Source organism: Pseudomonas sp. MF09150, from assembly GCF_059862355.1.
In genome coordinates this window covers 25,235-51,898 of record NZ_JCBCUS010000009.1, presented here as the reverse complement: position 1 = coordinate 51,898, position 26,664 = coordinate 25,235, and the positions used below count along the sequence as shown (strand labels likewise).

Here is a 26,664-nt window from a genome sequence, read left to right as displayed (position 1 = left end):
AACGGCGTCGCTGTCTGTTATCCCTCATGGCCCTGGCACCGACGCTGTGGCGCTGCCCGTTGTGCCTAACGATTGTGGGTGGTCGAGTCGCAGCGGGGCCGGGCAGATCACCTGCACTCGGTGCTCCTGGCCGTCGTCGCGCAAAGCCAGCAATGGCTCGGCCAGCGGTTGGCCATCCAGGCTGATGCTGTGCTGCGCGCCCGGTTGCTGGCTGATCTCGATCCGGTACAGGCTGGCGCCGAAGCGGTAGTCCAGGCTGTAGCCGCTCCAGTCGCCGGGGAGCACCGGTTCGAAGCGCAGGGTGTCGCCGCTGCGTACCAGCCCCAGCAGCGACTCTACGGCCAGGCGGTACATCCAGCCCGCCGAGCCGGTGTACCAGGTCCAGCCGCCGCGCCCGGTATGCGGTGCCACGCCGTAGACATCGGCGGCCATCACGTAGGGTTCGACCTTGTAGATGTCGACTTGCGCGGCGCTGCGGCGGCTGACCGGGTTGATCAGGCGCAACAGTTCCCAGGCCTTGGCGCTGTCACCCAGGCGGGCGAAGGCCATGCTCGCCCATACGGCGGCGTGGGTGTATTGGCCGCCGTTCTCGCGTACGCCGGGCACGTAGCCCTTGATGTAACCGGGGTCCAGGCTGCCCTGGTCGAACGGCGGGTCGAGCAGCAGCACCACCCCGGCCTCGCGCCGCACCAGGTGCTGGTAGAGGGCGGTCATGGCCTGTTGCTGGCGCTCGGGACTGGCGGCGCCGCTGAGCACCGACCAGCTTTGGGCGATGGAGTCGATGCGGCATTCCTGATTCGCCGCCGAGCCCAGTACCTGGCCATCGTCGAAATAAGCCCGGCGGTACCAGGCGCCGTCCCAGGCGTGTTGATCCAGGGCGCTGCGCAGGGCGGTTGCCTGCTCATGGCAGCGCTGGGCGAAGGCGCCATCGTCGTGCAGCCGGGCGATGGCGGCGAATTGCTCCAGCACTTCATGGCCGAAAAAGCCCAGCCAGATGCTTTCGCCCCGGCCCTGTTCGCCGACCCGGTTCATCCCGTCGTTCCAGTCGCCGGTGCCCATCAACGGCAGGCCGTGGATGCCCTGGGTCAGGCCGCGCTCGATGGCGCGCTGGCAGTGATGGTAGAGGCTTTCTTCCAGGGACGAGACGCCGGGCAGGTCGTAGTAGGACTCCTCGCCGGCGTTCAGCGCGCGACCTTCGATGTAGCCGACCTTTTCCTCCAGCACACTGCGGTCGCCGGTCACCTGCACATAACGGCTGGTGGCCAGGGGCAGCCAGAGCATGTCGTCCGAACAGCCGGTGCGCACCCCACGGTTTTGCGGTGGGTGCCACCAGTGCTGCACGTCGCCTTCCGGGTACTGGTGGGCGGCGCACAGCAGCAGGTGCTGGCGCGCGGCCTGCGGGTCGGCGTGGAGCATGGCCATGCTGTCTTGCAACTGGTCGCGAAAGCCGATGGCGCCGCCGGACTGGTAAAAGCCGCTGCGCCCGAGGAAGCGGCAGGCGATCACCTGGTACATCAGCCAGCCATTGACCAGCACGTCCAGGGCCGGCTCCGGGGTGGTCACCCGGATCGCGCCTAGGGTGCTGCGCCAGTGCTGGTGCACGGCTTCCAGTTCCAGGGCGGCGGCGCGATTGCCGCGGTACTGCTGGACCAGGCGGGTCGCGGCCTTGGCATCGCGTTCGGCACCCAGGCGAAAGACGATTTCCTGGCTTTCGCCGTCAGCCAGTTCAAGCCCGACCTGCATCGCCGCGCACGGGTCGAAGGCCCCGCCGCAACGCCCGGACAACTTGGCCCGGGTCATGGCCGCCGGGGCGGCAAGGGTGCCGTTGCGGCCGATGAACTCGGTGCGGTCGCCGCTGAAGCTGCGGTCGCTGGCGTCGGTGTCGAGAAACGCCACCCGTGCGCCGAACTCGATGGAGTAGGCGTTGCGCGCAAACAGCGCGCCACTGAAGGGGTCGCTTTCGGTCACCACGTGCATCGCCGAGCGGCTGCGCAGGTCCCCCAGCACCCATTCCACATAGTGCGTGGCCGAAAGCCGGCGTGGCCGGCCGCTGCGGTTGCGCACGATCAGCCGCGAGAACTTGAGCGGCGCGTCGAGCGCCACGTACACCCACAGTTCGGATTGGATGCCGTCTTCTTCATGCTCGAACACGCTGTAGCCAAAGCCGTGGCGGGTGCGGTAACTGCCGCTGCCCGGGCATGGCTGGGGCGTCGGCGACCAGAAGTGCCCGCTGTCTTCGTCGCGCAGGTACATCGCCTCGCCGCTGGGATCGCTGACCGGGTCGTTGTTCCAGGGCGTGAGGCGATATTCGTGGGCGTTTTCGTTCCAGGTGTAGGCCCCGCCGCTTTCGGAAATCACCGTGCCCAGCCGGGCGTTGGCCAGCACGTTGCACCAGGGCGCCGGGGTCGGCTGGCCCGGGTGCAGGGTCATGATGTACTCGCGGCCATCGGGGCTGAAGCCGCCGAAGGGGGTATCGAGGATCAGCTGCGGTATCTGCGTCGCCACCGGCTGCCGGGTCAGGCGCTCGCGGCGCACCAGGTTCGGTTCCAGGCGCGCCAGCAGCGGGTCGGCGCGCCGGCGCTGGACCTGCTCGGCGAGGCTGCCCCGGGTGTCGTTGATCACCAGGCGCGCCACCGCCAGCATCAGCGTGCGGTCTTCGCTCGACAGCTGCTGGGCCGGGCGCACGAAGATGCCGCCGGGACGGTCGATCAGGCTGGCTTCGCTGCCGGAGGTCACCAGGCCCATGATCAGGTCCTGCAATTGCTGGCGATAACCGGCCTGGTCTTCGTTCCAGATCACCAGGTCCACCGCCAGGCCCTTCTGCCGCCAATAGGCGTGGGCCTTGACCATCTGCTGCACCAGCTCGATGTTGGCCAGGTCGCCGACTTGCAGCAGGACGATCGGCAGGTCGCCGGAAATCGCCTGGCCCCACAGCCCCGACTGGTTGCGGCGGTTGCTCAGCAACAGGCTGCTTTCGGCGCGCAGGGTGGCGTTGGCGTAGATGATCGACGCCGCCATCTGCTCGAACAGCCGGGCATCGGCCAGGGAGGCATTGAGCTGGCGCAACAGCACCTGGCTGTGGGTCCAGGCCAGGTCGAAGACCCGGTCGGCCAGGTGCCGGTCGCGGTATTTGTGGATCAGTTGCAGGCAACTGTCGCGGCTCTGGGCGACCCCGGTCACGAAGTCGATGGTTGCGGTCTGCCCGGCATCCAGGGTGATCCGGCAGCGGATCGCGACAATCGGGTCGAGCACCGGCCCGGCGGTGCCGGACAACTGCTCGATCTGCGGTTCCATGGCCGCCGGCGCCACCACGCTGCGACCACGACCGATAAAGCGCGCGCGGTCGGTTTCGTAGGAAATGGCATCGATGTCCACACCGTGGGCGGCCAGCAGGTGGCACATCCAGGGCGGGGTTTCATGATTGGAGCGCGGCCGGCGGGTGCAGATGATCGCCTGCAACGGCGCCAGCAGCTCGGTCTGCACGAACAGGTTACTGAACGCCGGGTGCATGGCATCGCTGATGGCTGAGGCCAGCACCACTTCGGCGTAGCTGGTGAGCTCGATGCTGCGCCGGGTGCGGCCGCGGTTGGTGACGTGCAGGCGCCGCAGTTCGATGTCGTCCTCGGGGGAGACGACGATTTCGCTGTGGGTGTCGAAGTCCAGTTCGCGCACGCGGAACTCGGCACGGGCATCGGTGAAAATCGCCTCGAAGCTTGCCGGGCGACCCAGGGTCGGCTGGTGCGCGGCGGACCAGAAGGCACCGCTGGCCACATCCCGCAGGTAGCAGAACATGCCCCAGTTGTCGCAGGTGCTGTCCTCATGCCAGCGGGTCACCGCCAGTTCGTTGCAACGGCTGTAGCCGCCGCCGGCGCTGCTGACCATCACGTGGTAGCGGCCGTTGGACAACAGCTGCAGGGCCGGGCGCTTGCGGTCGGGGTCGGTGAACACCCGCAGCTTGGTCTCGTTGACCCTCGCCGCTTCATCGGCCGCCGGGGCACTGGAGGCATGCAGGTACTGGGCGGCGGTTTTCGGTACGCGCTCCTGCAACAGCAGGGCGGTGGCCTGGAACTGTGGATCGGATTCAAAGCGCCGCTGCATCGGTTGATCCAGCAACAGCCAGGTCAGGGACAGCAGACTCATGCCCTGGTGGTGAGCCATGAAGGATTGGACGATGGCCTGGCTCTGCCCGCGCGGCAGGCGAGCCTCGGTGTAATCCACCGCTTCATACAGGCCGAAACGCCCGGCCAGGCCCAACTCGCTGAGGCGTTGCAGGTTATCGCAGGCCGCTTGGGGCGCCACCATCAACGCCAGCACGCTGGCGTAGGGCGCGACCACGCTGTCTTCGCCCAGGCCACGCTTGAGGCCCAGGCCGGGAACGCCGAAGGCCCGGTACTGATAGTTGAGCTGGGCATCCAGGGTGTTGTAGCCCGACTCGGACACCCCCCAGGGAATCCCCAGCTGCTTGCCGTGCTCGATCTGCAGGGCGACCGCGGCGCGGCACGTCTGGTCCAGCAGAGTGCCTTCGTAGTTGGGCATCACCAGCATTGGCATCAGGTATTCGAACATCGAGCCGGACCAGGACAGCAGCACCGGCATCCCGCCATTACTGGTCAGCAGGCGGCCCAAGGAGAACCAGCCCTCCTGGGGCAACTGGCCCTGGGCGATCACCACAAAGTTGGTCAGGCGCGCTTCCGAGGCCAGCAGGTCGTAGTAACCGGCGTCGAGCTTGCGTTCGTCGGCGTTGTAACCGATCACGAACAGGTTGCGCTGACGGTCATAGAGGAAGCCGAAGTCCATGCGGGCCAGGTCGCTGATCTGGTCGGTCAATTGCTCCAGGGTGGCCAGGCGCTGGCTGGCCAAGGCGCGGACGGCACTGACCCGGGGTTGCTGCTCGGGCACCCAGAGGCTGAGGTCAAGTTCGGCCAACTGACGCCAGCTCAGGGGTGGCAGGTTGCTGCCATCCTGTTGCGCGGGCAGCACGAAGCGCTCCAGTTCGCTGCGCAGGTCCAGGCATTGCGCCGCCAGCTCGGCGCGCCAGAACAGCACCTCGGCGTCGCCCTCGAGCGCACTGTTGGCCCCGTGAGCGCTGATCTGCTCCAGCAGGCTCAGCAACTGCGCGCTGGAGCCGTTGGCGCTGTGGCTCAGGCGGTGTTGCATCGCCCGGGCCTGCAGGCTCAGGACCTCGATTTCGCGGCTGTCGAGGCCGGCCGTGTTCAGTGCGTCCTGCAGCACGTCCAGGGTATCCACCAGGCCGCTGGCCAGGCGCAAGTCATGCCGCGGCGCATCGGCTAGGGTCAGCAGGCCCGGGCGCAGGGTCAGCAGCAGGCCGGCCAGGTTGCCGCTGTCCACCGTCGACACATACAGCGGCGGCAGGGGTTTGCAGGTCAGGGTGTCGTACCAGTTGTAGAAGTGTCCGCGATAGCGTTCCAACTGGGCCATGCTCGCCAGGCTCTGTTCCAGGCGTTGCAGCAGGCGGCCGCTGCTCAGGTAGCCGAAGTCGTGGGCCGCCAGGTGCGACAGCAGGGCCATGCCCATGTTGGTCGGCGAGGTGCGGTGGGCCACGGCGAACAGCGGCTGCTCCTGGATATTGTCCGGTGGCAGCCAGTTGTCGGCTGGCCCCACGTACTGGTCGAAGAAGGCCCAGGTGCGCCGGGCCAGGGTTTGCAGAAACCGCAGTTCGGTGCTGGAGGGATGAAACTCGGCGCGCCGCGACGGTCGGCTCAGCCACCAGGCAATGGCCGGGCTGGCCAGCCACATCAGGATAAAGGGCCCGGCGCTGAGCAGCGCCGGCAGTGGCAGCAATGCCAGCAGCATCAGGGCCAGTAGCGGAGCGATCCACATGCTGCGGTATTGCCCGGCCAGGGAATGGCCGTGGCCGCGCTCGACTTCCCGCGACGGTTGCCACTGCAACAGCCGGCGCTTGCTCAGCAGCATGCGCCACAGGGTGCGGCCGATGGCATCCAGGCTGTACCAGGTTTCATAGGGCAGCCAGATCAGCGGCAGCAGGGCCCGGGTGAAGTGTTGGGAGCAGGTGTGCAGGGCTGCGGCCAGGTGTTGTTCGATCGGCACGTCGACGGTCTTGTGCATCAGTTCCTGCAACGCGCTGCACAGCGGCTGGATCAGCACCAGCATCAACACTGCCAGGGTCCAGGACACGGGCTCAGAGGCACCGAACCAGCCCCACAACAGCATGATCAGAAACGCTGCGGGCTCCAGGCTGCGGCGCAGGTTATCGAAAATCTTCCAGCAGGCCAGGGCGCTGAGCCGGTTGCGCTTGAGCCCGCCGCTGGCCTTGGGTGTCCAGGGCATCAGCCACGGCAGCAACTGCCAGTCGCCGCGAATCCAGCGGTGACGGCGCTTGACGTCGGCGCTGTAGCGCGAGGGGTATTCCTCGAACAGCTGCACATCGCTGAGCAGCCCGGAGCGGGCGTAGCAGCCCTCGATCAGGTCGTGGCTGAGCACCCGGTTATCCGGAAAGCAGTCCTGCAACGCATGCTCGAAGGCGTCCACGGCGTAGATGCCCTTGCCGATAAACGAGCCGTGTTCGAACAGGTCCTGGTACACATCCGACACCGCGCGGGTGTAGGGATCGACCCCGGCATCGCTGCCGAACAGACGGGCATAGGCCGAGCGCGCGGTGCTCGGCAGGCTGATGCCGACCCGTGGCTGGAGGATCGCGTAGCCGGCGCTGATCTGCCCGGTCTGCGGGTCGAACACCGGGTGGTTCAACGGATGGTCGATGGCGCCGATGCATTGCATGGCCACATCGCGCGGCAATTGGGTGTCGGTGTCCAGGGTGATCACGTACTGGACCCGGGGCAGGGCCTGGATATCGCCGACGATCAGCGCGAAGCGCTCGCACCCCTGGCCACGCAGCAGCGCATTGAGTTCCGCCAGCTTGCCGCGTTTGCGTTCATAACCCATCCAGCTGCGCTCGGCCGGATTCCAGCGCCGTGGGCGATGCAGGAGGAAGAAGCGCTCGGCCTCGGCCTCCGGGTATTTGCGGTTCAGGCCTTCGATCAACTGCTGCGCCAGTTGCAGCAAGCCGGCGTCTTCGGGCAGCACCTCGCTGTCGGCGTCCATGAAGTCGCTGAGCAGGGCGAAGTGCAGGTGCGGGTCGCGGTTGGCCAAGAAGCGCACTTCCAGGCCTTCGACCAGTTCTTCGACATCCGCCGCGTTGGCGATCAGGGTCGGCACCACCACCAGGGTCCTTGCCTGCTCCGGGATGCCTTCGCTGTAGTCCAGGCGCGGCAGGATGCAGGGCGCCACTGTCAGGGTCACCAGCCAGTTGATCAGGCCGATTGCCAGGCGGCTGCTCATCAGCAGGGTCGGCAGTGCCAGCAGGGCCAGCAGGTAAAACGCGTGTCCGTCCTCATGCACCGACTGCATAAAGGACCAGGCCAATAGCAGCGACAGCAGCGCCACCGGCAGCAGAAAGAAACTCAAAGGCGCCCGTTGCAGCAGGCGCTGCCAGCGCTGGGCCAGGGGCACCCGTGCTGCGATGCGTTGCTCCAGCTCGCCGCGACCGGGGCCGACCAGGTAGTAACCGACATGGCTGGCCACGGCGGCGGGGTCCTGTGGCGGCTGGCTGTTGCTCAGGTCGATGGCAATGCGCGCCACCTGTTCTTCGCTGAGCGAGCACTGCCGCGCCAGGCGTTCGACCCGGTGCCGGTAGTGGTCGCGGGTGGCGAAATCCATGCGCTCATACAGGCCCGCCGGGTCGCTGCGCAGCACCTGTTCGACGTGGCTCATGCGCTCGACGAACTCACGCCAGTTGGTGGCCGAGAGCAGGCGCAGGCTGGCGATGCTGTTGCTGATCGACACCTGGTCGGCAGCCTGTTGCTGGGCGTCGAGTTGCACCAGGCGCTCGATGTTCAGCCCCGACTCGCCCAGCAGTTGTTCGATCCAGGCCAGGGGCAGCACCAGCGCGGCGTTCTGCCCTTGCAGGCGGCGCGCCAGTTCGGCGACGAACGAGGAGGTCATTGGCGGCCCCGAGCGCGCCATGTCAGCCACCGTCAGCACCACGCTCTTGGCATCCTGCTCGGCGGTTTCGATCAGGCGATCGGCCCAGTCGTTGGCCAGGTTGCGGTCATCCCAGTTGGCCATGACCCGTGAGGCCACGCGCCGCAGGTTCTCGATCAGGGCCAGGCGCAACATGATCGGAATCGCCCACAGCTCGCCAAGCTTGAGCGGCATCACGCTCTGATAACACTCGACGAAGCGCCCCAGGCTGTCGCCGTCGACCCGGCCATCGCCATGGGAAATGGTTTCCAGGGCAATGTCGTAGACCCGTGGCAGACCCGCCGACTGGCCTTCGGCCAGGCGCGGCAATTGCCGGCTGTAGCCACGCGGCAGGTGGGTCTTGGTGGTGCGGATCTGCTCTTCCACCAGGTAGTAGTTGTCCAGCAGCCACTCGGCGGCCGGGGTCGCGCGGCGCGAGGACAGGGGCGCGGCCGTCAGGGCCCGGCAGCTGCTGGCCAGGGTCGCTTCGTTGTCAGCCAGGCGCGCCAGCAGGGTATCGGCGGTGTTCCCCGGGCTCAGGCGATGTTGCTGCGCCAGCAGGGTGCCGTGGTGTGCCATCTGTTCGGCGCTGAACAGCTCGGAGCGCAGCAGCGGTTCATATTCGAACTTGCGCCGCGATTCGCTCCACTGGCGGTAATGGACGGCAGGCAGACGCCAGAACCGAAAGAGTTTGAGGGTCCAATGACTGTCCATGTTTTCCTTGGCAGAGCGTGCCCTCGACCGGAGAAGCGCCGAAGCGGGGGCAATAAGCGAGGCGGGCGTTATCGGGTGCCAGACCTCGCGGGACGCAGCTTCTCAGGGTCTGAGTCTGTCCAGCTCGGGGGGGAGGTGTCTGTGCGCTGGCGAACATAGCGGGGCAGGCGCCGTATACGGCGCCTGCGACCGTTTATCGGGCGATGACAATTAATCGCCTCCGTCGGTTGTCGACCTTGTGCCGGGTGCATGGCTTCGCCACTTGCGAAGTCGGCCTCGGTCACAGGCATACCCCCACCATGAACAACGTCGACGATTTCAGGTACAGATCCCATCAACTGCTGATGGAGCTGGATGCGGCCACCTGCGACATGATGAAACTGGTGTCCGCACACCAACTGACAGGGCCGGAATGGGAGATCGCCAACCGCCGCCAGCACGAGGCGTACAAGGTCTGGAACCTGTTTCTCAATGAGCCGCCCCCGCGCACTTAGCGCGGCCCGGCCTCCTCACGCTCAGGATCACAGCGCACGCCCCGGCCGGACGGTCATGGCGCATTGGCCGGCGAGGGCTATCGTTGCCTTTTTCGCTGCGCGCGATCCATGAGGGCGATGCCATGAACACCAGTGATCTGCTGGAACAACTGCTGCGGGCCGGCCAGGCCTCGATCAACTCCCAGAGCGGCGCCAGCCCGCAATCCCGGGGCGCTTCTACCGGGCTGGGTGGCTTGGGCGGGCTGCTCGGCGGGTTATTGGGCTCAAGCGGGGCGGCGGGCGGCGGAGGTGGCCTGGGTGGTTTGCTCGGCGGCCTGCTGGGCGGTTCGGGCCTGGGTGGCGCCACGCCTCAGGGGCGGACCTCGGGCAACCGCTACGCAGCCCTGGCCTCTCTGGGGATGATGGCGTTCCAGGCGTACCAGGCCTGGCAGCAGCAACAGGCCAGCACCGCGCAACCGGCGGCCGTCGCGCCCGAGGCCCTGCGCACCGTCGACCTGCTGGCCGGGCCGGAAGCCGAGGCCCATAGCCATGCCATCCTGCGGGCCCTGATCGCCGCAGCCAAGGCCGATGGGCGCATCGATGAACAGGAGCAGCAGTTGATCAGCAGCGAACTGGGGCGCCACACCGACGACCCCGACCTGCAGCAATGGCTCGACGCCGAAGTCGCGCGGCCGCTGGACGCCGCCGATGTGGCGCAAGCCGCCGACGGCCCGGGCATGGCCGCAGAAATGTACCTGGCCAGCGTGATGCTGGTGGACCAGCAACAGGCCGCCGAACGCAATTACCTGGACGAACTGGCGGCGGCGCTGGGCATCGAGCCCGAACTGCAATTGCACCTGGAACAACAAGCCCGGGGCGGCGCGGCCTGAGGCTCGTCCGAGGGCCAACACCCACGTGTGGCGAGGGAGCTTGCTCCCGCTGGGCCGCGCAGCGGCCCTGAAATGGGACTGCTACGCCGGCGCAGCGGCTGGTCCAACGGCAGCCAGTTACTTCGCCACAGCATTGTTCGCCGGCTCTGGTGCTCGAATGATCGGTATGACCCCACTGCGTGCTTTTGTCGCAGCGGGCGATTTAATCGGCGCAGCGGCGTGGTGACGGTGATAATGCCCGGCAATCTTCTTGCCTGTTCCTTATCAGAGCCCGTTGCCGCCATGTTCGAGATCAAGCCGTTCGACCCCGCCACCTACCGCCAGCAGACGCGCCGCAGCACGCTGTTTATCGCGCTGATTTTCCTGTCCCTGGCCATGGTCCTGTCCAGCGCGGCGGTGCTGCTGTTCGGCCAGCCCGGTGGCGACAACTTCTGGCTCAACGTGGCCGGGGTGGCGGCCGGCCTCGCGCTGAGCATCGGCCTGATGCGCGTGCGTTTCTGGTCCCAGCCGTGGATGGCCGCAGCGGTCTACGGCTGGCAGCTCAAGCGCAGCCTGATGAGCGTGACCAACGTCATGCACCACGTGACGGCTGGCGTGCAGGCGCGGGACCCGGCGGCCATGAAGCTGCTGCGTTTCTACCACCAGGGGATCCACCAGATGCACCAGCTCGACGCCAACTCCAGCGGCCAGGACCAACTGGTGCGCGAGGCCGACCAGCATAAGGAAGCGATGCAGGCCATGGGCCTAGACACCGATCAGCCACGCCTGGACCCGCAATGGATCGAGACGGTGAAAAAGATCGCGGTCGCCCGCTAACGCCGAGTGTCGAGGTCACTCACCGGTGTCAGGGGCGTTCAGCTCGGCTCGTGCCAACTGCCACTGGGCCCAGCAATCTTCGGCGACGATATCGGGGTAACCGCGTTTTTCTTCCATCTGCAACGCGGTACTGAACGACATCGCCATGCACACCGCGCCGTCGCGAATCTCCAGCACTTCGCTTTCGCTCAACGGCGCGCCCTTGGCTTGCTCGGCGTGGTGCAGCACGGCGACCAGGGCCGGAATAAAAACCAGGCAAAGTTGTTCGTCGGTCATGGTTCAGTCCATTGAAGGGGAAGGGCGCGCAGTATAAACAGCCACGGTGGGTGGTGCGCGCCCTGTGTGGTGCGGGTACAGGGTCCTGACTGAAGGCCACCTGCAATCACAGGACAGATCGGGAACCTGTGTTCAATGCCTGCCGATTCGGGTCGACGCATCGTCTCCAACAATCCGGCCTCGATTTATGCCCGTCTCGAGGTGGAAGCCTAGGGACACGAAACGCTTTGTCGTTCTTCAGCGTCCACATGGCCTGCCCAACCTGAGTCAGTTTCAGACTGCCCTTATATCCCGCCCTTGAACTCCGCCCTAAATTCCCGCCGCCGGGGCAAACCAGTAAATTCCCCTGGCCCTGGAACTCGTTCAAGGCCGCTTGGGGGCTTGATACCCGCTTTTTGCAACACAGTGGCCTGTGGGTATTTGTCCTGATCAATGTGCTGCTACTGCCGGTCGTTCTTATTCACGGCACGGGCCACTGGCTGTCGTTGTTGTTGTGTTATGAGCCCAGGTTTCCCCGTGTTATCGAGGAGGCTGGGCGCTGATGTATCTATACGAATGGGATTTCAATGCTCCAAAAGGCAGGTGGCCTACGAGGAGTGCGACTCAGGCATGGATCGCCGTCCGCTCGCCTTGCCTGCTGCTGGAGCGTCCGCCCCAGGCCATGACCCCCATCGCCAGTACCTGAATCAGCCCCGCGCCGATAAACAACCCACTGCTCGACCCGGCGCTTTGCGGCATGGCCAGCAAGGCGCCAAACAGTGCCGGAGCGAAGGCGTAGCAGCCCTGGGCGAAGGCCACGATCAGGGCCACCACCCGCTGGCTGTGCTGGCTGCTGAATTCGGTCTGGGCGATCAGCGGCGGTAGCGAGGTGGCGTTGCCGATGCCTGCGCCGAACAGCAGCACCCCGAGCCAGATCAGGCTGTCATGGGCGCCAGCCAGGAACAGGGCGATGCAGCCGGTCAGTTGCACGCCGTAGCTGAGGCAGGCGATATGCCGGCGGTTGGCGCCGGGGGGCATCAGCCAACCCACCAGGGTGCGGCCGGCGATGGCGCTCAGGGTTGCGAGGCCCATGGCCAGGCCGGCCTGCTGTTCGCCAAAACGCGGCACCAGGACCCGAAACAGGTGGGCGATCAGGCCGATCTGCGCCACCAGGCCCAAGGCCATGGCGGCGCCCAGGGTCAGAAATTGGCGGTTGCGCCACAGGGAAACCGGGGCGTCGGTGGAAGGGGCGGTCGGCGCTGCAGGCGTGGGCTGGGGCTCCAGTCCGTCGGGATGCTGGCCGAGCAGCGCGGGACTTTTGTTCAACACCCGGCGCGCGACGCTCGCCACTGTCACCAGGGCCAGGGTGCCCACCAGCAGCGCGGCCATGGCAAAGCCCAGGCGGTCGATCAGGTAGACCCAGGCCGATGAAAAAATGACCCCGCCCAGACTCGCGCCGTTGTAGGCCATGGCCAGGGCGGCGGGGCGCTTGCGCACAAACCAGGGAGCAATGATCGCGTTGATCGCCGCCGCGCCCAGGGTCACCCAGCCCAGGCCGCTGAGCAGGGCACCGATAAACAGCTGATAGGGCTCGCGGGCCAGGGCCCAACCGAGCAGGCCCAGGGCCAGGAGCAGGGTGCCGAGGCAGGTGACGCGCGGCAGGCCGAAGCGCCGGTACAGCCGGGGCAGGTTGGCGACCACCAGGGTTCCGGCCAGAAAATGCACGGTGACGGCGGCCGAGCACAGGCTCAGGGACCAGGCGCTGCGCTGGATGACCGCGTACATGAAAATCGGCGGCCCATAAAAGCCGATGCCCCAGCCGAGCATGGCCAGGACAAAGGCCGTGAGCAGCACTTTATTGCCGAAGAATACTGCTCGATTCATTGCGCTTTGCCTTGGACGGTGTGGAAGCCACAGTCTGCGGGCCAGCAAGGGCTGACACTTCGTTGCCCAGCGAAGTATCAATGTGCGCTGCTCTGGTTAATGAGGGTGAGGGATCTTGCTCCGGCTGGGCCAGGGTGGCGCTTCAGCGCGCGGGGGCGTCGATGACTGTCCCGTGATTGCTCCGGGCCCACGGCGGGCTCGGGGTTTGCGGCTGCTGCGCAGCCGAGCGGGAGCAAGCTCCCTCACCACGGCTTATGGTTGACTGGTTATAAAGTCAGATCATATCGATATAAGTGGTTATAAGAAAAATCGCTATGCTGCCGCCAGAATTTTATATAGCCGCGTGATGTGTAGGACATGTGTTAATGGATGTCGGTAATTTTGGGTTTGTGATTGCAGGCTTGGTAGTCGGATTTATTGTCGGCATGACCGGCGTCGGGGGCGGTTCGTTGATGACCCCCATCCTCCTGTGGTTCGGTATCAACCCGGCGACTGCCGTGGGCACCGACCTGCTGTATGCAGCCATCACCAAGTCCGGTGGGGTGCTGGTACACCAGAAGAACAGAAACATCGATTGGAAGATCACCGGCTGGCTGACCCTGGGCAGTGTGCCGGCGGTGCTCGCGACCCTGTGGTTCCTGAACAACCTGGACGGCGATCCCCAGGCCCTGAACTCGGTGATCAAGCAGGCGCTGGGTGTGGTCCTGCTGCTGACGGCCCTGGCGATTCTGTTCAAGAAGAAGTTGCTGGCCTTCGCCCAACGGCATGCCGGTGATCACTACCAGCTCAGCGATTCGAAGCTCAATGCCCTGACCGTGGTCACCGGCCTGGTGCTGGGGACCATGGTGGCCCTGACGTCGATCGGTGCCGGCGCGCTGGGCACCGTGGCGCTGTTTATTCTCTACCCGTTCCTGGCCACCAAACGCCTGGTGGGCACCGAGATTGCCCATGCCGTGCCCCTGACCCTGGTCGCCGGCCTGGGCCACGCCAGCATGGGCAACATGGACTGGCACCTGCTGGGGTTCCTGCTGATGGGGTCGCTGCCCGGGATCTGGGTCGGCAGCCATATGACCGGGCGCGTCTCGGATGAAATCCTGCGCCCGTGCCTGGCGGTGATGCTGTTTTCCATCGGCTACAAACTGGCGTTCTAAGCCGGTTCGGAATCAGTCTTCCGGCAGGTTGTTGAAGATCTTTTCCAGGGTCCCGTTGAGCTTGGTGATCTGCGCTTCGGTCAGGCCCTTGAAGCTGGTGCGGAAGATATCGCTGGTGCCGTGCTGGATCTCTTCGATGGTGTGGCGGCCCAGGTCGGTCAGCGACACCTGGGTTACCCGCCCGTCGCTGGCGCTGGTGTTGGTTTCCACCAGGCCGTCGGCCTTCATGCGGTAGACGATCTTGGTGATGGTCGAGAGCTTGGCGATGGCGTGGATCGAGATTTCGGAAATGCTCGACTCACCGTTTTCCTTGAGGATAAACAGGATCCGCCAGCGCGGAATGTCCATGTCGATTTTCTTCAGCGCCTTTTCCATGGCCATGGAATAACGACCGTGCAGGCGCGCCAGCCAATAGAAGGGAAACTCTTCTTTCTTGAAATCTTCACTGGCGGGGTTGTAGCGGCTCAGGCGTTTTTTCGGGGTGGTCATAAAGGGTCGCGTAGTCTTTTCTGATGAGCTGGCTTTATAGAGGGTTGCACGCGGGCTGTCGACCGCAGCAGGCCCGGGCATGGCGTAGCGCGGCGGCCATTGTCGCGCCGGGCCTGGCAAAAAACCAGCGAGCCCACCCGCGACACAGCCGCGCGCGCAGGCCCTTGGGCCGCGGCCTCAGGCCAGCCCTTCGTGCTTGAGGCTGGCGCGAAAGTGGCTGCAACCCTTGCCCAGCAGCACCAGGGTCAGGACCACGGCGCCGGCATTGAGCAGGGAGATCGAGGCGCCCACCTGCAACGGATCGTGGAACAGACGGTCGGTGGCCAGGGCCACCAGGCTGGTGCCCAGGCCCAGGCCGATCAGGTTCGATATCAGTAAAAACAGGGCCGAGATCTGCGCCCGCATCTGGTTCGGCGGCAGGATCTGCATCGCCGCCGTCGAGGCCGGCATCGGGAACGAGGCGAAGAACATCGCCACCGCCAGCAGCCCCAGCGACCAGCCCAAATCACCGACCTGGGTAAACAGCACCGCCGGCAGCGCCATGCCCAGGGCGCCGATCACCCCGGCGCGCATCGGTGCGTCGCTGTAGCCCTTGCGGGCGAGCCAGTCCACCAGCCAACCGCCGCAGAACACCCCGCTGGTGTTGGCCAGCAACACGATGCCCCCCAGCAGGTAACCGACGTGGCTCGGGGCCAGGCCGAAGCTGCGCATGTAAAAAGCCGGCGACCAACTGAGCATGCAGAACAGGGTCATGGCATAGAAGGAAAACCCCAGGTAATGGCAACTGAAGGTCTTGCGATGCAGCGTCAGAAAGCGCAGCGCCTGGCCCATGCTCGGCGCCCGTACCTGGCCGTCGGCATCGAGTTTCAGGCCCTGGCGCGCCGGGTCGCGCACGGTCAGGGCAATCAGCAGCGCCACCAGCAGGCCCGGCAGGCCGACCAGGACGAACGTCAGCTGCCAGGGGCGCATTTCTCCCAGCAGCGGCACCATCAGGCTGTCGAGGTTTTTCAGCAGGTCGATGACATAGCCACCGATCAGGAAGGCCATGCCACCGCCGATGAACGAGCCGATGGAATAGATCGCCACCGCCCGCCCGAGTTTTTCCCGGGGGAACATGTCGCTGAGCATGGAGTAGGTGGCGGGGGACAGCGCGGCTTCGCCGATGCCGACCCCAATGCGCGCCAGGAACATCTGCGCAAAGGTCGTGCACAGCCCGCACAGGGCGGTGGCCAGGCTCCAGAACGCGATGCCGATGGCGATGATCCGCGGCCTGGAAAAACGGTCGGCGAGCAGCGCGATGGGCATCCCCATAAAGGCATAGAACAGCGAGAACGCCAGGCCGTGAAGCAGGCTGAACTGGGTGTCCGAGAGCTGCATATCCTGTTTGATCGGCTCGATCATCAGCGCCAGGATCTGGCGATCGATAAAGGAAAACATGTAGGCCAGCATGCAAATGGCAACGACGTACCATTCGTAGGCGTAGCTTTTTGCGGTGACCCGGGTGGTGGCGGTGCTGGTCATGTACGTTGGCCCCTTGTGGGTGGCTGAGCGGTCGGCGGCAGCAGGTCTTGCCAATGGGTGAATCGGTGACGTCGGCGTTACCCGGTTGCCTGTGCCGGGTGCACGGGAGTGTTGTTATTGGGCAAATGGGCGGGGCTGCGAGGGATTGGCAGCGGGCCCGGAACCTTTTTAGGCCCTTGCCGAGCGCGGCTCTATGCGCCAGGCGCAGGGCCTGTTCCGCAGATGCAAAAAGCCGTGGCGTGGCGTGAAAATTGCTTTCCGTTTCCAGTAATTTTTCACCTGTTCGCTGGCTCTGGCCGGCGGCTTGCCGAGGTTTTTTCCATGCTTGATGACCTGTCCTTGCTCGACCGTCACTGCCTGCTGAATTCCGCCGGGTTTGGCGAGGTCAGGGACAAGGTCAGCCACTACCTGTGGCCGCACCACATGCGCATGCAGCAGGGCGGGGCCTTGCACTCGCGGCTGTACGGGGTGTTCTTCGGCAGCTCGGCGTTGTTCGATCTGCATTACGGCGCGCCGGTGGATATCGACGCCGGCGACATCACCAGTTTCTACCTGATCCGGGTCACCCTCGAAGGGGGCGGCATGGTCTCCCTGGGCAAGCAGAGTGCGGTGCTGCACAAGGGTGGGCTGACCATCTCCTCGCCGTCCCAGCGCAGTTTTATCCGCATCGACAAGGACTGCCGCAACCTGATCCTGCGCATCGAGCGCGAAGCCCTGGAGCGCCAGTTGCAGCAGTTGCTCAACCGCCGCTTGCGCCAGCCCCTGGTGTTCGAGATCCAGGTCGACCCCGGGCACCCGGGCCTGGCCGTGGTGCGCGCCACCCTGGACTACATCTGCCGCCTGCATGGCGCGGCCAGCCAGAGCCTGCTGGCCTCGGCCATGGGCGGCGGCCTGTCGGACTACCTGCTGTCGGTGCTGCTGACCCAGTTGCCCCACAACTACTCGGCGGACCTGCTGCAAGAGCAGCGCCAACCGATGCCGCGCCATGTGATCAAGGCCCGGGACTACATCGAACAGCACCTGGGGGAACCGATCGCCCTGGCGCAGCTGGCGCGGCATTGCGAAGTCTCGGTGCGCACCTTGCAAAACGGCTTCGCCCGGTTCCTCCAGCAAACCCCCAGTGACTACCTGCGCACCCGGCGCCTGGCCCTGGTGCACGCCGCCCTGCAACAGGCCGGGCCGGCGGGCAGCGTCACCGATATCCTGCTCAACCACGGGGTCAGCAGCTTCGGCCATTTCGCTACCCAGTACCGCCGCCAGTACGGTTGCCTGCCGTCCGCGACCCTGCGTCGCCAGGCCTGACCTGCGCTGTCGACAGCGCCTCAACCGTCGATAAAACGCTCCGCCAACTCCAGTTGGGAATTGGCCAGGCGGTGCAGTTCCTGGCCGATCTGGGTGCTGCGCCGGGATTGCTCGCTGCTGGTTTGCGCCAGGCTGACAATCTGGGTGATCTGCTGGTTGATCTGCTCCGCGACCTGGCCCTGCTGTTCGATGGCCGTGGCCATCTGCAGGCTCATGCCGGTGATCTGCCCGACCTCGCCACCGATCCGGTGCAGTGCCTGTTGCAGTTGCTCCACATCGTTGCGTGACTGGCGCGTCGCCGACTGGCCGCGCTGGGCGGTAGCCAGGGCGTGGGCACTGCCGCTGCGCAAGCGCTCGATGGAGTGCTGGATCTGTTCGGTGGACTCGCGGGTGCGGGTGGCCAGGCTGCGCACTTCATCGGCGACCACTGCGAAGCCGCGCCCGGTTTCCCCGGCGCGAGCGGCCTCGATGGCGGCGTTCAGGGCCAGCAGGTTGGTCTGTTCGGCGATGCTGCGGATCACCTGGGCGATGCCGCTGATGGACTCGATGGACTCCGCCAGTTGGCTGACGGCCTGGCCGATGTCTGCCACCGAGGTGCCCAGGCCGGTCATCGAGCTTTGGCTCTGTTCGGCGATGCGCTCGCCGTCGTGGGCCAGGCGGTCCACCGCCTGGGTGGCCTGGGCTGCCTGATGCAGGTTGCGCGACAGGTCCTGGATGGTCGCGCTCATCTGGTGGATCGCCGCCGCCGATTGTTCGGCTTCTTGCAGTTGGCGCTGCAACTGCCCGGCCTGGGCCTGGACCAGCAGCGACGATTCCTCGGCGCTTTGGCGCAGGGTCTGGCCGTTGATGCGAATGCGCGCCATCACCGTGCGCATGCGGGTTTTCTGCGTGTCCAGGGCCATGCCGAAGCGGCTGGCGTGGCCTGGGTGGTCGCCGTGCAGGGCGGCCAGCAGGCCGTCGCTGTAGACCTGCGGGTGGCGGCTGAACACCTGGCGGCTATCGGCCCGTTGCCGGGCGCGCCATTGCCAGCTGGCGGCCAGCAGCCCGCCGAGGACCAGCAGCCCGGCACCCGGGGCAAGCCAGCCACCGAGCACGGCGCCGCCCACCGCCAGCGCCAGCAGCCAGCTCAGGCCCAGGCTGCGGGCGTGTTGCACCAGGCGCGCGCCCAGGCCTTGTGGGTGCTGCCCGGTGCCCAGGCGGCGGTAGAGGCGTTGCGTCGGCGCCAGCAGTTCGCCGGGCAGCGGGTGGTAGGTGGTGCCCAGTGCGGTCAACTGCCCGGCGTCGTACAGCGGCACCACATACAGGCTGCACCAGAAGGTTCCGCCCTGCTTGTGCCGGCCCATCAGCGGCGCGGTCCAGGGCGTGCCGCTGCGCAAAGTGGGCCACATGCGCTCGATCACCCGGGTCGGCATCTGCGGGTGGTTGATCATCTGGTGCGGCTGGCCCAGCAGTTCTTCGCGGCTGTAGCCGCACAGGTCGAGGTAGGCGTCGTTGCACCACAGCAGCGTGCCCTGGGGGTCGAGGCGCGAGATCGGCATCTCCGGCTCGGCCAGGGACGTGCCGCTGACTGCTGGCAATAAAGGGTTGGCCATACAAGGCTCCTGGTCAGCGGCGCGGGCCACGCTCGGCGTGCATTTTGCGCACCATGGCGTCGAAGAATTTGACCGCAAAGCCGCTGTCGCGGATCAGCATGGCCGTGAGGTCGGCGCACTTCTCGCCGATCTCGGCGCTCAACGGGTTGTCTTCGCCGCCCAGGGCGCCGGCCTGGCATTGGATTTCCGCCGCGCGCTGCACCGTCCACAACAGGAAAAACGCCTTGGCGATGCTGCTTTCGCCCACCGCGATGCCGTGGTTGCGCAGCACCAGGATGTGCTTGTCGCCGAGGCTGTCGATCATCCGGCTCTTCTCGTCGTCGAACAGGGTGATGCCTTCGAAGGTGTGATAGGCCACGCGGCCGTACAGTTGCGCGCCGTAGAAATCGTTGTGGCCGAAGCCGGCTTTTTTCATCACCACCGCCGAGATCGGCGTGGTGTGGGTGTGGATCAGGCACTGGATGTCGTCCCGTGCGCCGTGCACCGCGCTGTGCAGGGCGAAGCCTGCGGGGTTGCCGTCGTAGGGCGAGTCTTCGAGCTTCTTGCCGTCGAGGTCGACCTTGAGCAGGTTGGCCGGGGTCACCTCGCTGTAGTTGAGGCCGAACGGGTTGACCAGGTAATGGTGCGCCGGCCCGGGCAGGCGCGCGGAGATGTGGTTGAAGATGGTTTCGGTCCAGCCGAAGAAGTCCACCAGGTGGTAACAGTGGGCCAGTTGAACCCGCAGGGCCCACTCTTCGGTGCTGCAATTTTGCGTGGGCTGCGAGGCGGTGGGGGAAGTCAGTTGCGACATGTCGAAGTCCTTGTGCGGGTGAGGTTCAGTGGCGCGCCTGGTCGCCGCGAAAACGCGCCAGGGCAATCAGGTTGCGGGTGATCGGCATGGCGATGGCCATGTGCTCGGCCAGTTCCAGTACCGCGTCGCCAATCGCCGCCAGCTCCAGCGGGCGTCCCTTGTCGTAGTCCTGCAGCATCGAGGTGCGCACCGGGCCCATGCCTGCCCCGAGTTCGAGAAAGGTCTGCGGGTCGATGCTGACCCGGGCGCCATGGGCGGCGGCGGTAAGCAGGGTTTCGTGGAGCGAGGCGCTGACCAGTGCTCGCAGTTCCGGCAGGCTGTAGAGCTGTTCGAGGGTGGCGCCGGTGATCACCGACAACGGGTTGGAGGTGATGTTGGCGATGATCTTGGTCCACAGGTTGTCGCGGATGCGGTCGGTGGCCCGGGCCTCGATGCCGGCGCTTTCCATCAGCGCCCGTACCCGCTCCAGACGCGGGCTGAGGCGGTTGTCGGGCTCGCCGAAAATCATCAGGTGCGGGTTGTTCGCCAGGGCCACCCCAGGCGCCGGGCAGTGGGCGGTGATAAACACCACGCAGCCCAGCACATGGCGCAGGTCCAGGGCGCCGGTCAACAGGCCCTGCGGGTCGACGGCCTTGACCCGCTGCCCGCTGAAGCGCCCCTCCTGGCCGTGGAAATACCACCAGGGCACGCCGTTGATCACCGGCACCACCACGGTGTCGGCGCCGATCAGCGGCTGGATCTGCGGCAGCAATTGGGCCAGCGCCGGGGCCTTGGTGCAGAGCAGCACCAGGTCCTGCTCGCCGAAGGCTCGGGGATCGTCGCTGGCATTGACCCGGACCCGGTGCTCGCCGTCCAGGTCCGACAGCTGGATGCCGTCGCGCTGGATGCTGGCCAGGGTGGTGCCACGGGCCAGCACGTTCACCGCCTGGCCGCTGGCGGCGAGGCGTGCGGCCAGGGTACAGCCGATGGCGCCGGCACCGGCGATGCAGATGCGCATGGGGGACGTGTTCATTGCGACTCCAGTTTCAAGGGCAGGCCGCCCTGGCCGATGACTGGCCAGGGCGGGCGCTGCAAGGTGGCGGCGCCAGGGGGGCTCAGGTGGCGAGCATTTCCTGGTGTTTGCTGGCCAGCCCCAGGTAGGCCTCGATCACCCGAGGGTCGTCGGCCAGTTGCCGGGCCGGGCCCTGCATGGCGATCTGCCCGGTCTCCAGCACATAGGCGTAGTCGGCGACCCGCAGCGCGGCGCGGGCGTTCTGTTCCACCAGCAGGATCGACACCCCCTGTTCGCGCAGGGCGCTGATGATGCGGAAGATCTCGCGGGTGATCAGCGGCGCCAGGCCCAGGCTCGGTTCGTCGAGCATCAGCAGCTTGGGCTTGGCCATCAGCGCCCGGCCCACGGCGAGCATCTGCCGTTCGCCACCTGAAAGAGTCGCCGCCAGTTGCTCGCGGCGCTCCCACAGCCGGGGGAATAGGTCATAGACCTCCTTGAGGGTGGCGGCGTAATCGCGATCGCCCCGGCGATGACGCTGGAAGGCGCCCAGCAGCAGGTTGTCGGCCACGCTCATGCTGGTGAACAGCTCGCGTTTTTCCGGCACCAGGCCCAGCCCGCGCGCGACCATGACCTCGACCTCCGGCAGGCCTTCAAGGCTGCCGTCGAAGTGCACCTGGCCCCGGGAACCGAGGACCCCCATGATCGCCGAGAGCAGGGTGGTCTTGCCGGCGCCGTTGGGCCCGATCACGGTGACGATCTGGCCCTTGCCCACACTCAGGCTGGCGTTGCTCAGGGCTTCGACCTTGCCGTAGGCCACGCTCAGGTCGCGGATTTCCAGCACCGCATCGCTGACCAGGTTACGCGGCTGCGCGAGGGCTGCACCGTGGGGCTCAGAGGGCACCGACATCGGCGTATTGATCATTGCGCTGCTCATTCCACGCCTCCCAGATAGGCTTCGAGTACGGCCGGGTCTTTCTGTACGTCTTCGGGCAGGCCCTGGGCGATGCGCTGGCCAAACTCCATGACCACCACCCGGTCCACCAGGCCCATGACGAAGTCCATGTCGTGCTCCACCAGCAGGATCGCCATGCCTTCGCTGCGCAAGCGGCTGAGCAGCACCCCGAGGGCTTCTTTTTCTTTCAGGCGCAGGCCGGCCGCCGGCTCGTCGAGCAGCAGCAGGCATGGGTCGGCGCACAGGGCGCGGGCGATTTCGAGGATCCGCTGTTGGCCCAGGGCCAGGCTGCCGGCCTGTTCATGCAGGCAGTCGCCGAGGCCGACCCGTTCCAGCTGGCGCCGTGCTTCGTTGAGCAGCTCGGCTTCTTCACGCCGCTCAAGGTGCAGCGCTGCCGCCATCACCCCTTGCCGGCCGCGCAGGTGGGCGCCGATGGCGACGTTCTCCAGCACGCTCATGTCCGGCAGCAGCTTGACGTGCTGGAAGGTCCGGCTCAGGCCCATGCGTGCCACTTGCCGTGAACTCAGGCCGTTGACCTTGCGCCCCATGAACAGCACATCGCCGGAGGTCGGGGTATCGACCCCGGACAGTTGGTTGAACAGGGTGCTCTTGCCGGCGCCGTTGGGGCCAATCAGGGCCAGGATTTCACCGCTGTGCACCGCGAGGCTCATGTCGTTGTTGGCCACCAGGCCACCAAAGCGCTTGGTCACATGCAGCGCTTCGAGGATCTTCTGGCCATGGGCCGGCAACTCGCGGCGCGGCAGGGCGGCGGCGTTGAGGTCGACCGCAGGTGCTGCCCGGCGCATCTTCAGACGCGCCGGCAGCCAGCTCACCAGCATGGGCCACAGGCCGCCCGGGGCGCGTTGCATCAACAGCACGATCAGCACGCCGAAGACGATGGTCTCGTAGTTGCCGGTGTTACCCAGCAAGTGCGGCAGCAAGTCCTGCAGCCACTGCTTGAGCATGGTCAGGATGCCGGCGCCGAGCAGTGCCCCCCAGACGCTGGAGACCCCGCCGATCAGCGCCATGAACAGGTAGTCGATGCCCATGTTGAGGCCGAACGGGGTCGGGTTGACGAAGCGTTGGGTGTGGGCGTACAGCCAGCCGGAGATCGCCGCGAACACAGCGGAGATGACAAAGATCACCATCTTCGAGCGGAAGGTGTTGACCCCCATGGACTCGGCCATCAACTGGCCGCCCTTGAGGGCGCGGATCGCCCGGCCTTCCCGGGAGTTGAGGAGGTTCTGGGTGATGACGATGGCCACCAGCAGAATCACCCAGATCAGGTAGAAAATCTTTTCTCCCTTGTCCAGTTGCAGGCCGAACAGCGAGATCGACGGCAGGCCGCTGACCCCGGTGTGGCCGCCCAGGGACTCCAGGGTGCCGAACAGGTAATACAGGGACAGGCCCCAGGCGATGGTGCCCAGCGGCAGGTAATGCCCCGACAGCTTGAGGGTCAGCGCCCCCAGCAGCAGCGCCACGCCGGCAGTCAGCACTACCCCCACCAGCAGGCTCAGCCACGGCGAGCTGCCGGCCCAGGCCAGCCACACCGGCAGTTGCTCGGTGGTGGTGAGGTAGGCCGAGGTGTAGGCGCCCAGGCCGACAAAGGCCGCCTGACCGAAGCTGGTCATGCCGCCGACGCCGGTCAGCAGCACCAGCCCCAGCACCACCAGGGTGTAAAGGCCGATGTAATTGAGCAGGGTCACGTAGTAGGGCGGCAAGGCCAGCGGCGCAATGCCGAGGATCAGCACCAGGGCCAGCAACAGGTAGCGCGGGTTCATTCTTCTTCCTCCACATGACGGCTGGTGAGCGAACGCCAGAGCAGGAACGGAATGATCAGGGTGAACACGATGATTTCCTTGTAGGTACTGGCCCAGAACATCGAGAACGCTTCGATCAGGCCTACCGCCAGGGCGCCGAGGGCGGCCGCCGGGTAGCTGACCAGGCCGCCGATGATGGCGCCGACGAAACCCTTGAGGCTGATGATGAAGCCCGAGTCGAAATACAGGGTGGTGATGGGTGCGATCAGGATCCCCGACAAGGTGCCGATCAGCGCCGCCAGGAGAAAGGTCGACTTGCCCGCCAGGGTCGGCGAGATGCCCATCAGTCGCGCGCCCATGCGGTTCACCGCTGTGGCGCGCAGGGCCTTGCCGTACAGGGTGCGCTCGAAGAACAGGTAAAGCCCGACGATCAGCCCCAGGGACACCGCCAGCACCCACAGGGTCTGGCTGTTGAACGTCACCGGGCCCAGCTCCAGGCCGGCCTCGGAGAACGGCGCGGTGCGCGCGCCTTCAGGGCCGAACAGCAGCAGAGCGATACCCACCATGCTCACGTGCACCGCAATCGACACGATCAGCAGCACCAGGGAACTGGCCGACGCGATCGGCTGGAACACCAGGCGGTAGATCTGCGGGCCCAGCGGTACCACCAGCGCCAGGGTCAGCAGGGCCTGGATCGCCATCGGCAGTTCGGCCAGGGGCAGGGTGCGGATCAGTCCGGCGATCAGCAGGGCATAGCCGAGCTTGAGCAGGATCCGTTTCGGAAAGGCAAAGGCCCGGCTCGAACGCGCGGCGGCCCACAGGTCGAGCAGGCAGTCGATCAGCGTCAGCCCGAGCAGCAGCCAGATCAGTGCGGTCGGTTGCCCGGCCTGCAAGCTGGCCATGGTCAAGGCGCCATAGGTCACGAATTCACCCTGGGGGATCAGCAGGATCCGGGTCACGGTGAACACCAGGAGGATCGACAAGGCCAGCAGCGCATAGATTGCGCCATTGGTCATGCCGTCCTGGCCCAGCAGCATGGCTATCTGGAAATTCATAATGAGAGCTCTTTTTTCTACCGGTTGAAAATCACGCTGGACCGGCCTCGGCGGGGTCGGCCGCGAGGCGGGTCGGGCACGTCAGGCATGACGTGCCCCGGGTTCGATCAGTTGTCGCGCAACAGGGTCCAGTTGCCGTTCTTGACCACGATCAGCTCGCGACCGCGCTCATCGAAGCCGCTGTGGTCCTGCGGGGTCATGTTGTAAACCCCCTGGGTGCCGGCCAGTTCGTGGCTCTGCTCCAGGGCATCACGCAGTGCCGCGCGAAATTCCGGGGTGCCGGGTGCGGCCTTCTGCGCCGCGATCGGGATCGCCTTCTGCAACAGCAGGCCGGCGTCGAACGTGTTGCCGCCAAAGGTCGCGGGCGCACTGCCGGTGAGTTTCTGGTAGGCGGCGGTGTAGTCGCTGGCGATCTTTTTCGACGGGTGGGAATCAGGGATTTCGTCGAGCACCAGCATCAGGCTCGCCGCGAGGATGGTGCCCTCGACCTTCTTCCCGCCCAGCTTGAGGAAGTCCGGCAGGGCGGCGCCGTGGGTCTGGTACACTTGGCCGCGATAGCCCTGGTCGAACAGGGTGGTCTGAGGCATCACCGCCGAACTGCCGGGGGCCGCCACCAGCACCGCGTCGGGGCGTGCGGCCAGTACTTTCAGGCTCTGCCCGGTGACGGAGGTGTCCTGGCGCTGGAAGCGCTCATTGGCCACCACCTTGATCCCGTGCTCGGCCGCCAAGCCGCCCATGACCTTGGCCCAGTTCTCGCCGTAGGGGTCGGCGGTGCCGATGAAACCCAGGGTTTTCACGCCCTTTTTGCTCATGTACTCAAACAGCGCCTTGGCGATCAGGTCGTCGTTCTGGGTGGTCTTGAACACCCATTTCTTCTGCTCGGTCATGGGCAGCACCACTGCGGCAGTGCCGACTGGCGCCAGCAATGGCACGCCGGCTTCGGCGACGAACTGGATCACCCCCATGGCGTTGGGCGAGCCGCTTGGGCCAATGATTGCGTCGACTTTTTCTTCGTCGATCAGCTTCTTCAGCGCCTTGACGGTGGCGGTCGGGTCGCTGGCGTCATCCAGGGAAATGTACTTCACCGTCTGCTCGCCGGCCTGAGTCGGCAGCAGGGCGACGGTGTTCTTCTGCGGCAAGCCGACCAGGGCGATGGGGCCGGTGGAGGAGGTGATCACCCCGACTTTCACTTCAGCCTGCGCGGCACTGGCGCAGGCGACACTCAACAACAACGTGGACACGGCTTTTCTGAAGAACATGACTTTCTCCGAAGCGTTGCAAGGCGATGCAAGGGGCGAGTGGCTAGCCCTCCCGACGCCCGAGGGCGACGGGGGTGGCCTGTTTTTATCGAGTGGCATGGGCGTCGTGGTGGCTCACCTGACGCCGCCTGTGCTGACCGACCGATGACTCATCGGCCAGGAGGCGAGGACGGCAAAAGCAGATTGCATGCCAGAAAAATCTGAAGCACGGCGCCTCGGGTGTTACCGCGCCTTGCTGACGATGGGGCAATCGAGGGTCGGTTGAGGGGGCGGTGGCGGGGGCTGGATCGAGGTGTCTGGCGGGCCCGCAAAAAGCCCATGCACACCGTGTGGAGCAAGGCGTTGATCTGGATCAAGGAAGGGCATTTTCAGGGTTGGAGACGGCCTCTGAAAAGTGCAAAAAATGGTGTTTTTTAAGTCTTGAAAATGGCCTGTTTTGAGCCATTTTTTTTATTGAATCGGAACGTATTTTTTTGCGTGTTTCGAGCTGTGTCTGCGCCTTTTGTTTGTTGAGAGTGATTTTCATCATGTTCATATATTGTTGATAAATAACGATAAAAAGACTGATTTAGGGGTTTTTAGGGTTTTTTAAGGTCTGTTACCAAAGTGCACGCCACTGGTGCGATCGGGTAAAAAATGCACCGAAAATACACACTCTTTTATTTGGGAAAATTCAATTGACATTTCACGTAAATATTATGATTTTAGATTTAAGCGATTGCCCCCCGGTTGCGGTCGGGTACATCCGTTCTGGCGAGAGTGGGCCAGT

Annotated in this window: 17 protein-coding genes; 5 read left to right on the top strand and 12 right to left on the bottom strand. The window is 65.6% G+C overall.

Annotated elements, in window-relative coordinates; genetic code table 11:
• Nucleotides 1–24: 24 nt before the first annotated feature.
• On the bottom strand, nucleotides 25–8,715 hold the full coding sequence (locus tag AC19YX_RS28260) for a glycoside hydrolase family 94 protein (RefSeq protein ID WP_500607565.1): 8,691 nt from the start codon (nucleotides 8,713–8,715) through the stop codon (nucleotides 25–27).
• Between the two features lie 299 nt (nucleotides 8,716–9,014).
• On the opposite strand from AC19YX_RS28260, the gene AC19YX_RS28255 reads away from it, so the two are divergent.
• The 3 genes from AC19YX_RS28255 (at nucleotide 9,015) to AC19YX_RS28245 (ending at nucleotide 10,894) form a co-directional block, all read left to right on the top strand.
• A complete protein-coding gene (locus AC19YX_RS28255; protein WP_421549563.1) occupies nucleotides 9,015–9,209 on the top strand; it encodes a hypothetical protein in 195 nt (64 codons plus the stop codon).
• Between the two features lie 122 nt (nucleotides 9,210–9,331).
• Nucleotides 9,332–10,078, top strand: a complete 747-nt coding sequence (locus AC19YX_RS28250) for a DUF533 domain-containing protein (RefSeq protein WP_201131784.1) — start codon at nucleotides 9,332–9,334, stop codon at nucleotides 10,076–10,078.
• 282 nt (nucleotides 10,079–10,360) lie between these two features.
• Nucleotides 10,361–10,894: a DUF3087 family protein gene (locus tag AC19YX_RS28245; RefSeq protein WP_078474113.1), complete on the top strand. Its 534-nt coding sequence runs from the start codon at nucleotides 10,361–10,363 to the stop codon at nucleotides 10,892–10,894.
• A 15-nt stretch (nucleotides 10,895–10,909) separates the two neighbouring features.
• Here the strand turns inward: AC19YX_RS28245 and AC19YX_RS28240 are convergent, their stop codons facing one another.
• Both AC19YX_RS28240 and AC19YX_RS28235 read right to left on the bottom strand, forming a co-directional pair.
• Nucleotides 10,910–11,170 carry a hypothetical protein gene (locus AC19YX_RS28240; protein WP_078474112.1) on the bottom strand — a complete coding sequence of 87 codons (261 nt, stop codon included), beginning with the start codon at nucleotides 11,168–11,170 and terminating at the stop codon, nucleotides 10,910–10,912.
• 603 nt (nucleotides 11,171–11,773) lie between these two features.
• Complete coding sequence (locus AC19YX_RS28235) at nucleotides 11,774–13,033, bottom strand: MFS transporter (protein ID WP_500607564.1); 1,260 nt, start codon at nucleotides 13,031–13,033, stop codon at nucleotides 11,774–11,776.
• 365 nt (nucleotides 13,034–13,398) lie between these two features.
• Between AC19YX_RS28235 and AC19YX_RS28230 the strand changes: the two genes are divergently transcribed.
• Nucleotides 13,399–14,184, top strand: coding sequence for a sulfite exporter TauE/SafE family protein (locus AC19YX_RS28230; protein WP_078473976.1), 786 nt, complete (start codon nucleotides 13,399–13,401; stop codon nucleotides 14,182–14,184).
• 12 nt (nucleotides 14,185–14,196) lie between these two features.
• Here AC19YX_RS28230 and AC19YX_RS28225 read toward each other — a convergent pair whose 3' ends face one another.
• Nucleotides 14,197–14,673 carry a MarR family winged helix-turn-helix transcriptional regulator gene (locus AC19YX_RS28225; protein WP_078473977.1) on the bottom strand — a complete coding sequence of 159 codons (477 nt, stop codon included), beginning with the start codon at nucleotides 14,671–14,673 and terminating at the stop codon, nucleotides 14,197–14,199.
• Between the two features lie 177 nt (nucleotides 14,674–14,850).
• Nucleotides 14,851–16,194: a spinster family MFS transporter gene (locus tag AC19YX_RS28220; RefSeq protein ID WP_500607563.1), complete on the bottom strand. Its 1,344-nt coding sequence runs from the start codon at nucleotides 16,192–16,194 to the stop codon at nucleotides 14,851–14,853.
• 321 nt (nucleotides 16,195–16,515) lie between these two features.
• On the opposite strand from AC19YX_RS28220, the gene AC19YX_RS28215 reads away from it, so the two are divergent.
• Nucleotides 16,516–17,496, top strand: a complete 981-nt coding sequence (locus AC19YX_RS28215; RefSeq protein WP_500607562.1) for an AraC family transcriptional regulator — start codon at nucleotides 16,516–16,518, stop codon at nucleotides 17,494–17,496.
• A 20-nt stretch (nucleotides 17,497–17,516) separates the two neighbouring features.
• Here the strand turns inward: AC19YX_RS28215 and AC19YX_RS28210 are convergent, their stop codons facing one another.
• The 7 genes from AC19YX_RS28210 to AC19YX_RS28180 all read right to left on the bottom strand — a co-directional run bounded on the left by AC19YX_RS28210 (nucleotide 17,517) and on the right by AC19YX_RS28180 (nucleotide 25,895).
• Nucleotides 17,517–19,088 carry a methyl-accepting chemotaxis protein gene (locus AC19YX_RS28210; protein ID WP_500607561.1) on the bottom strand — a complete coding sequence of 524 codons (1,572 nt, stop codon included), beginning with the start codon at nucleotides 19,086–19,088 and terminating at the stop codon, nucleotides 17,517–17,519.
• 13 nt (nucleotides 19,089–19,101) lie between these two features.
• The gene (locus AC19YX_RS28205; RefSeq protein ID WP_201131777.1) at nucleotides 19,102–19,878 is read right to left on the bottom strand and encodes a class II aldolase/adducin family protein; all 777 of its coding nucleotides are present in this window, start codon (nucleotides 19,876–19,878) and stop codon (nucleotides 19,102–19,104) included.
• A 25-nt stretch (nucleotides 19,879–19,903) separates the two neighbouring features.
• Nucleotides 19,904–20,890 (bottom strand): ketopantoate reductase family protein, encoded by a 987-nt coding sequence (locus AC19YX_RS28200; protein ID WP_500607560.1) that lies wholly within the window; start codon nucleotides 20,888–20,890, stop codon nucleotides 19,904–19,906.
• An 82-nt stretch (nucleotides 20,891–20,972) separates the two neighbouring features.
• Entirely contained in the window at nucleotides 20,973–21,776 is an 804-nt protein-coding gene (locus AC19YX_RS28195; protein WP_078474009.1) for an ABC transporter ATP-binding protein, read from the bottom strand.
• A gap of 23 nt (nucleotides 21,777–21,799) precedes the next feature.
• Entirely contained in the window at nucleotides 21,800–23,602 is a 1,803-nt protein-coding gene (locus AC19YX_RS28190) for a branched-chain amino acid ABC transporter ATP-binding protein/permease (protein ID WP_421549556.1), read from the bottom strand.
• Entirely contained in the window at nucleotides 23,599–24,636 is a 1,038-nt protein-coding gene (locus AC19YX_RS28185) for a branched-chain amino acid ABC transporter permease (RefSeq protein ID WP_201131775.1), read from the bottom strand. The genes AC19YX_RS28190 and AC19YX_RS28185 overlap by 4 nt, the downstream gene beginning before the upstream one ends.
• A 107-nt stretch (nucleotides 24,637–24,743) precedes the next feature.
• Nucleotides 24,744–25,895: an ABC transporter substrate-binding protein gene (locus tag AC19YX_RS28180; protein ID WP_201131774.1), complete on the bottom strand. Its 1,152-nt coding sequence runs from the start codon at nucleotides 25,893–25,895 to the stop codon at nucleotides 24,744–24,746.
• Nucleotides 25,896–26,664: the final 769 nt, after the last annotated feature.

Excerpts from the sequence above, each read along its gene's own strand:
- AC19YX_RS28200 (WP_500607560.1), bottom strand. The coding sequence starts at position 20,890 with ATGAACACGTCCCCCATGCGCATCTGCATCGCCGGTGCCGGCGCCATC.
- AC19YX_RS28190 (WP_421549556.1), bottom strand. The coding sequence starts at position 23,602 with ATGAACCCGCGCTACCTGTTGCTGGCCCTGGTGCTGATCCTCGGCATT.
- AC19YX_RS28240 (WP_078474112.1), bottom strand. The coding sequence starts at position 11,170 with ATGACCGACGAACAACTTTGCCTGGTTTTTATTCCGGCCCTGGTCGCC.
- AC19YX_RS28225 (WP_078473977.1), bottom strand. The coding sequence starts at position 14,673 with ATGACCACCCCGAAAAAACGCCTGAGCCGCTACAACCCCGCCAGTGAA.
- AC19YX_RS28255 (WP_421549563.1), top strand. The coding sequence starts at position 9,015 with ATGAACAACGTCGACGATTTCAGGTACAGATCCCATCAACTGCTGATG.
- AC19YX_RS28195 (WP_078474009.1), bottom strand. The coding sequence starts at position 21,776 with ATGTCGGTGCCCTCTGAGCCCCACGGTGCAGCCCTCGCGCAGCCGCGT.
- AC19YX_RS28215 (WP_500607562.1), top strand. The coding sequence starts at position 16,516 with ATGCTTGATGACCTGTCCTTGCTCGACCGTCACTGCCTGCTGAATTCC.
- AC19YX_RS28210 (WP_500607561.1), bottom strand. The coding sequence starts at position 19,088 with ATGGCCAACCCTTTATTGCCAGCAGTCAGCGGCACGTCCCTGGCCGAG.
- AC19YX_RS28260 (WP_500607565.1), bottom strand. The coding sequence starts at position 8,715 with ATGGACAGTCATTGGACCCTCAAACTCTTTCGGTTCTGGCGTCTGCCT.
- AC19YX_RS28205 (WP_201131777.1), bottom strand. The coding sequence starts at position 19,878 with ATGTCGCAACTGACTTCCCCCACCGCCTCGCAGCCCACGCAAAATTGC.
- AC19YX_RS28250 (WP_201131784.1), top strand. The coding sequence starts at position 9,332 with ATGAACACCAGTGATCTGCTGGAACAACTGCTGCGGGCCGGCCAGGCC.
- AC19YX_RS28230 (WP_078473976.1), top strand. The coding sequence starts at position 13,399 with ATGGATGTCGGTAATTTTGGGTTTGTGATTGCAGGCTTGGTAGTCGGA.
- AC19YX_RS28220 (WP_500607563.1), bottom strand. The coding sequence starts at position 16,194 with ATGACCAGCACCGCCACCACCCGGGTCACCGCAAAAAGCTACGCCTAC.
- AC19YX_RS28185 (WP_201131775.1), bottom strand. The coding sequence starts at position 24,636 with ATGAATTTCCAGATAGCCATGCTGCTGGGCCAGGACGGCATGACCAAT.
- AC19YX_RS28235 (WP_500607564.1), bottom strand. The coding sequence starts at position 13,033 with ATGAATCGAGCAGTATTCTTCGGCAATAAAGTGCTGCTCACGGCCTTT.
- AC19YX_RS28245 (WP_078474113.1), top strand. The coding sequence starts at position 10,361 with ATGTTCGAGATCAAGCCGTTCGACCCCGCCACCTACCGCCAGCAGACG.
- AC19YX_RS28180 (WP_201131774.1), bottom strand. The coding sequence starts at position 25,895 with ATGTTCTTCAGAAAAGCCGTGTCCACGTTGTTGTTGAGTGTCGCCTGC.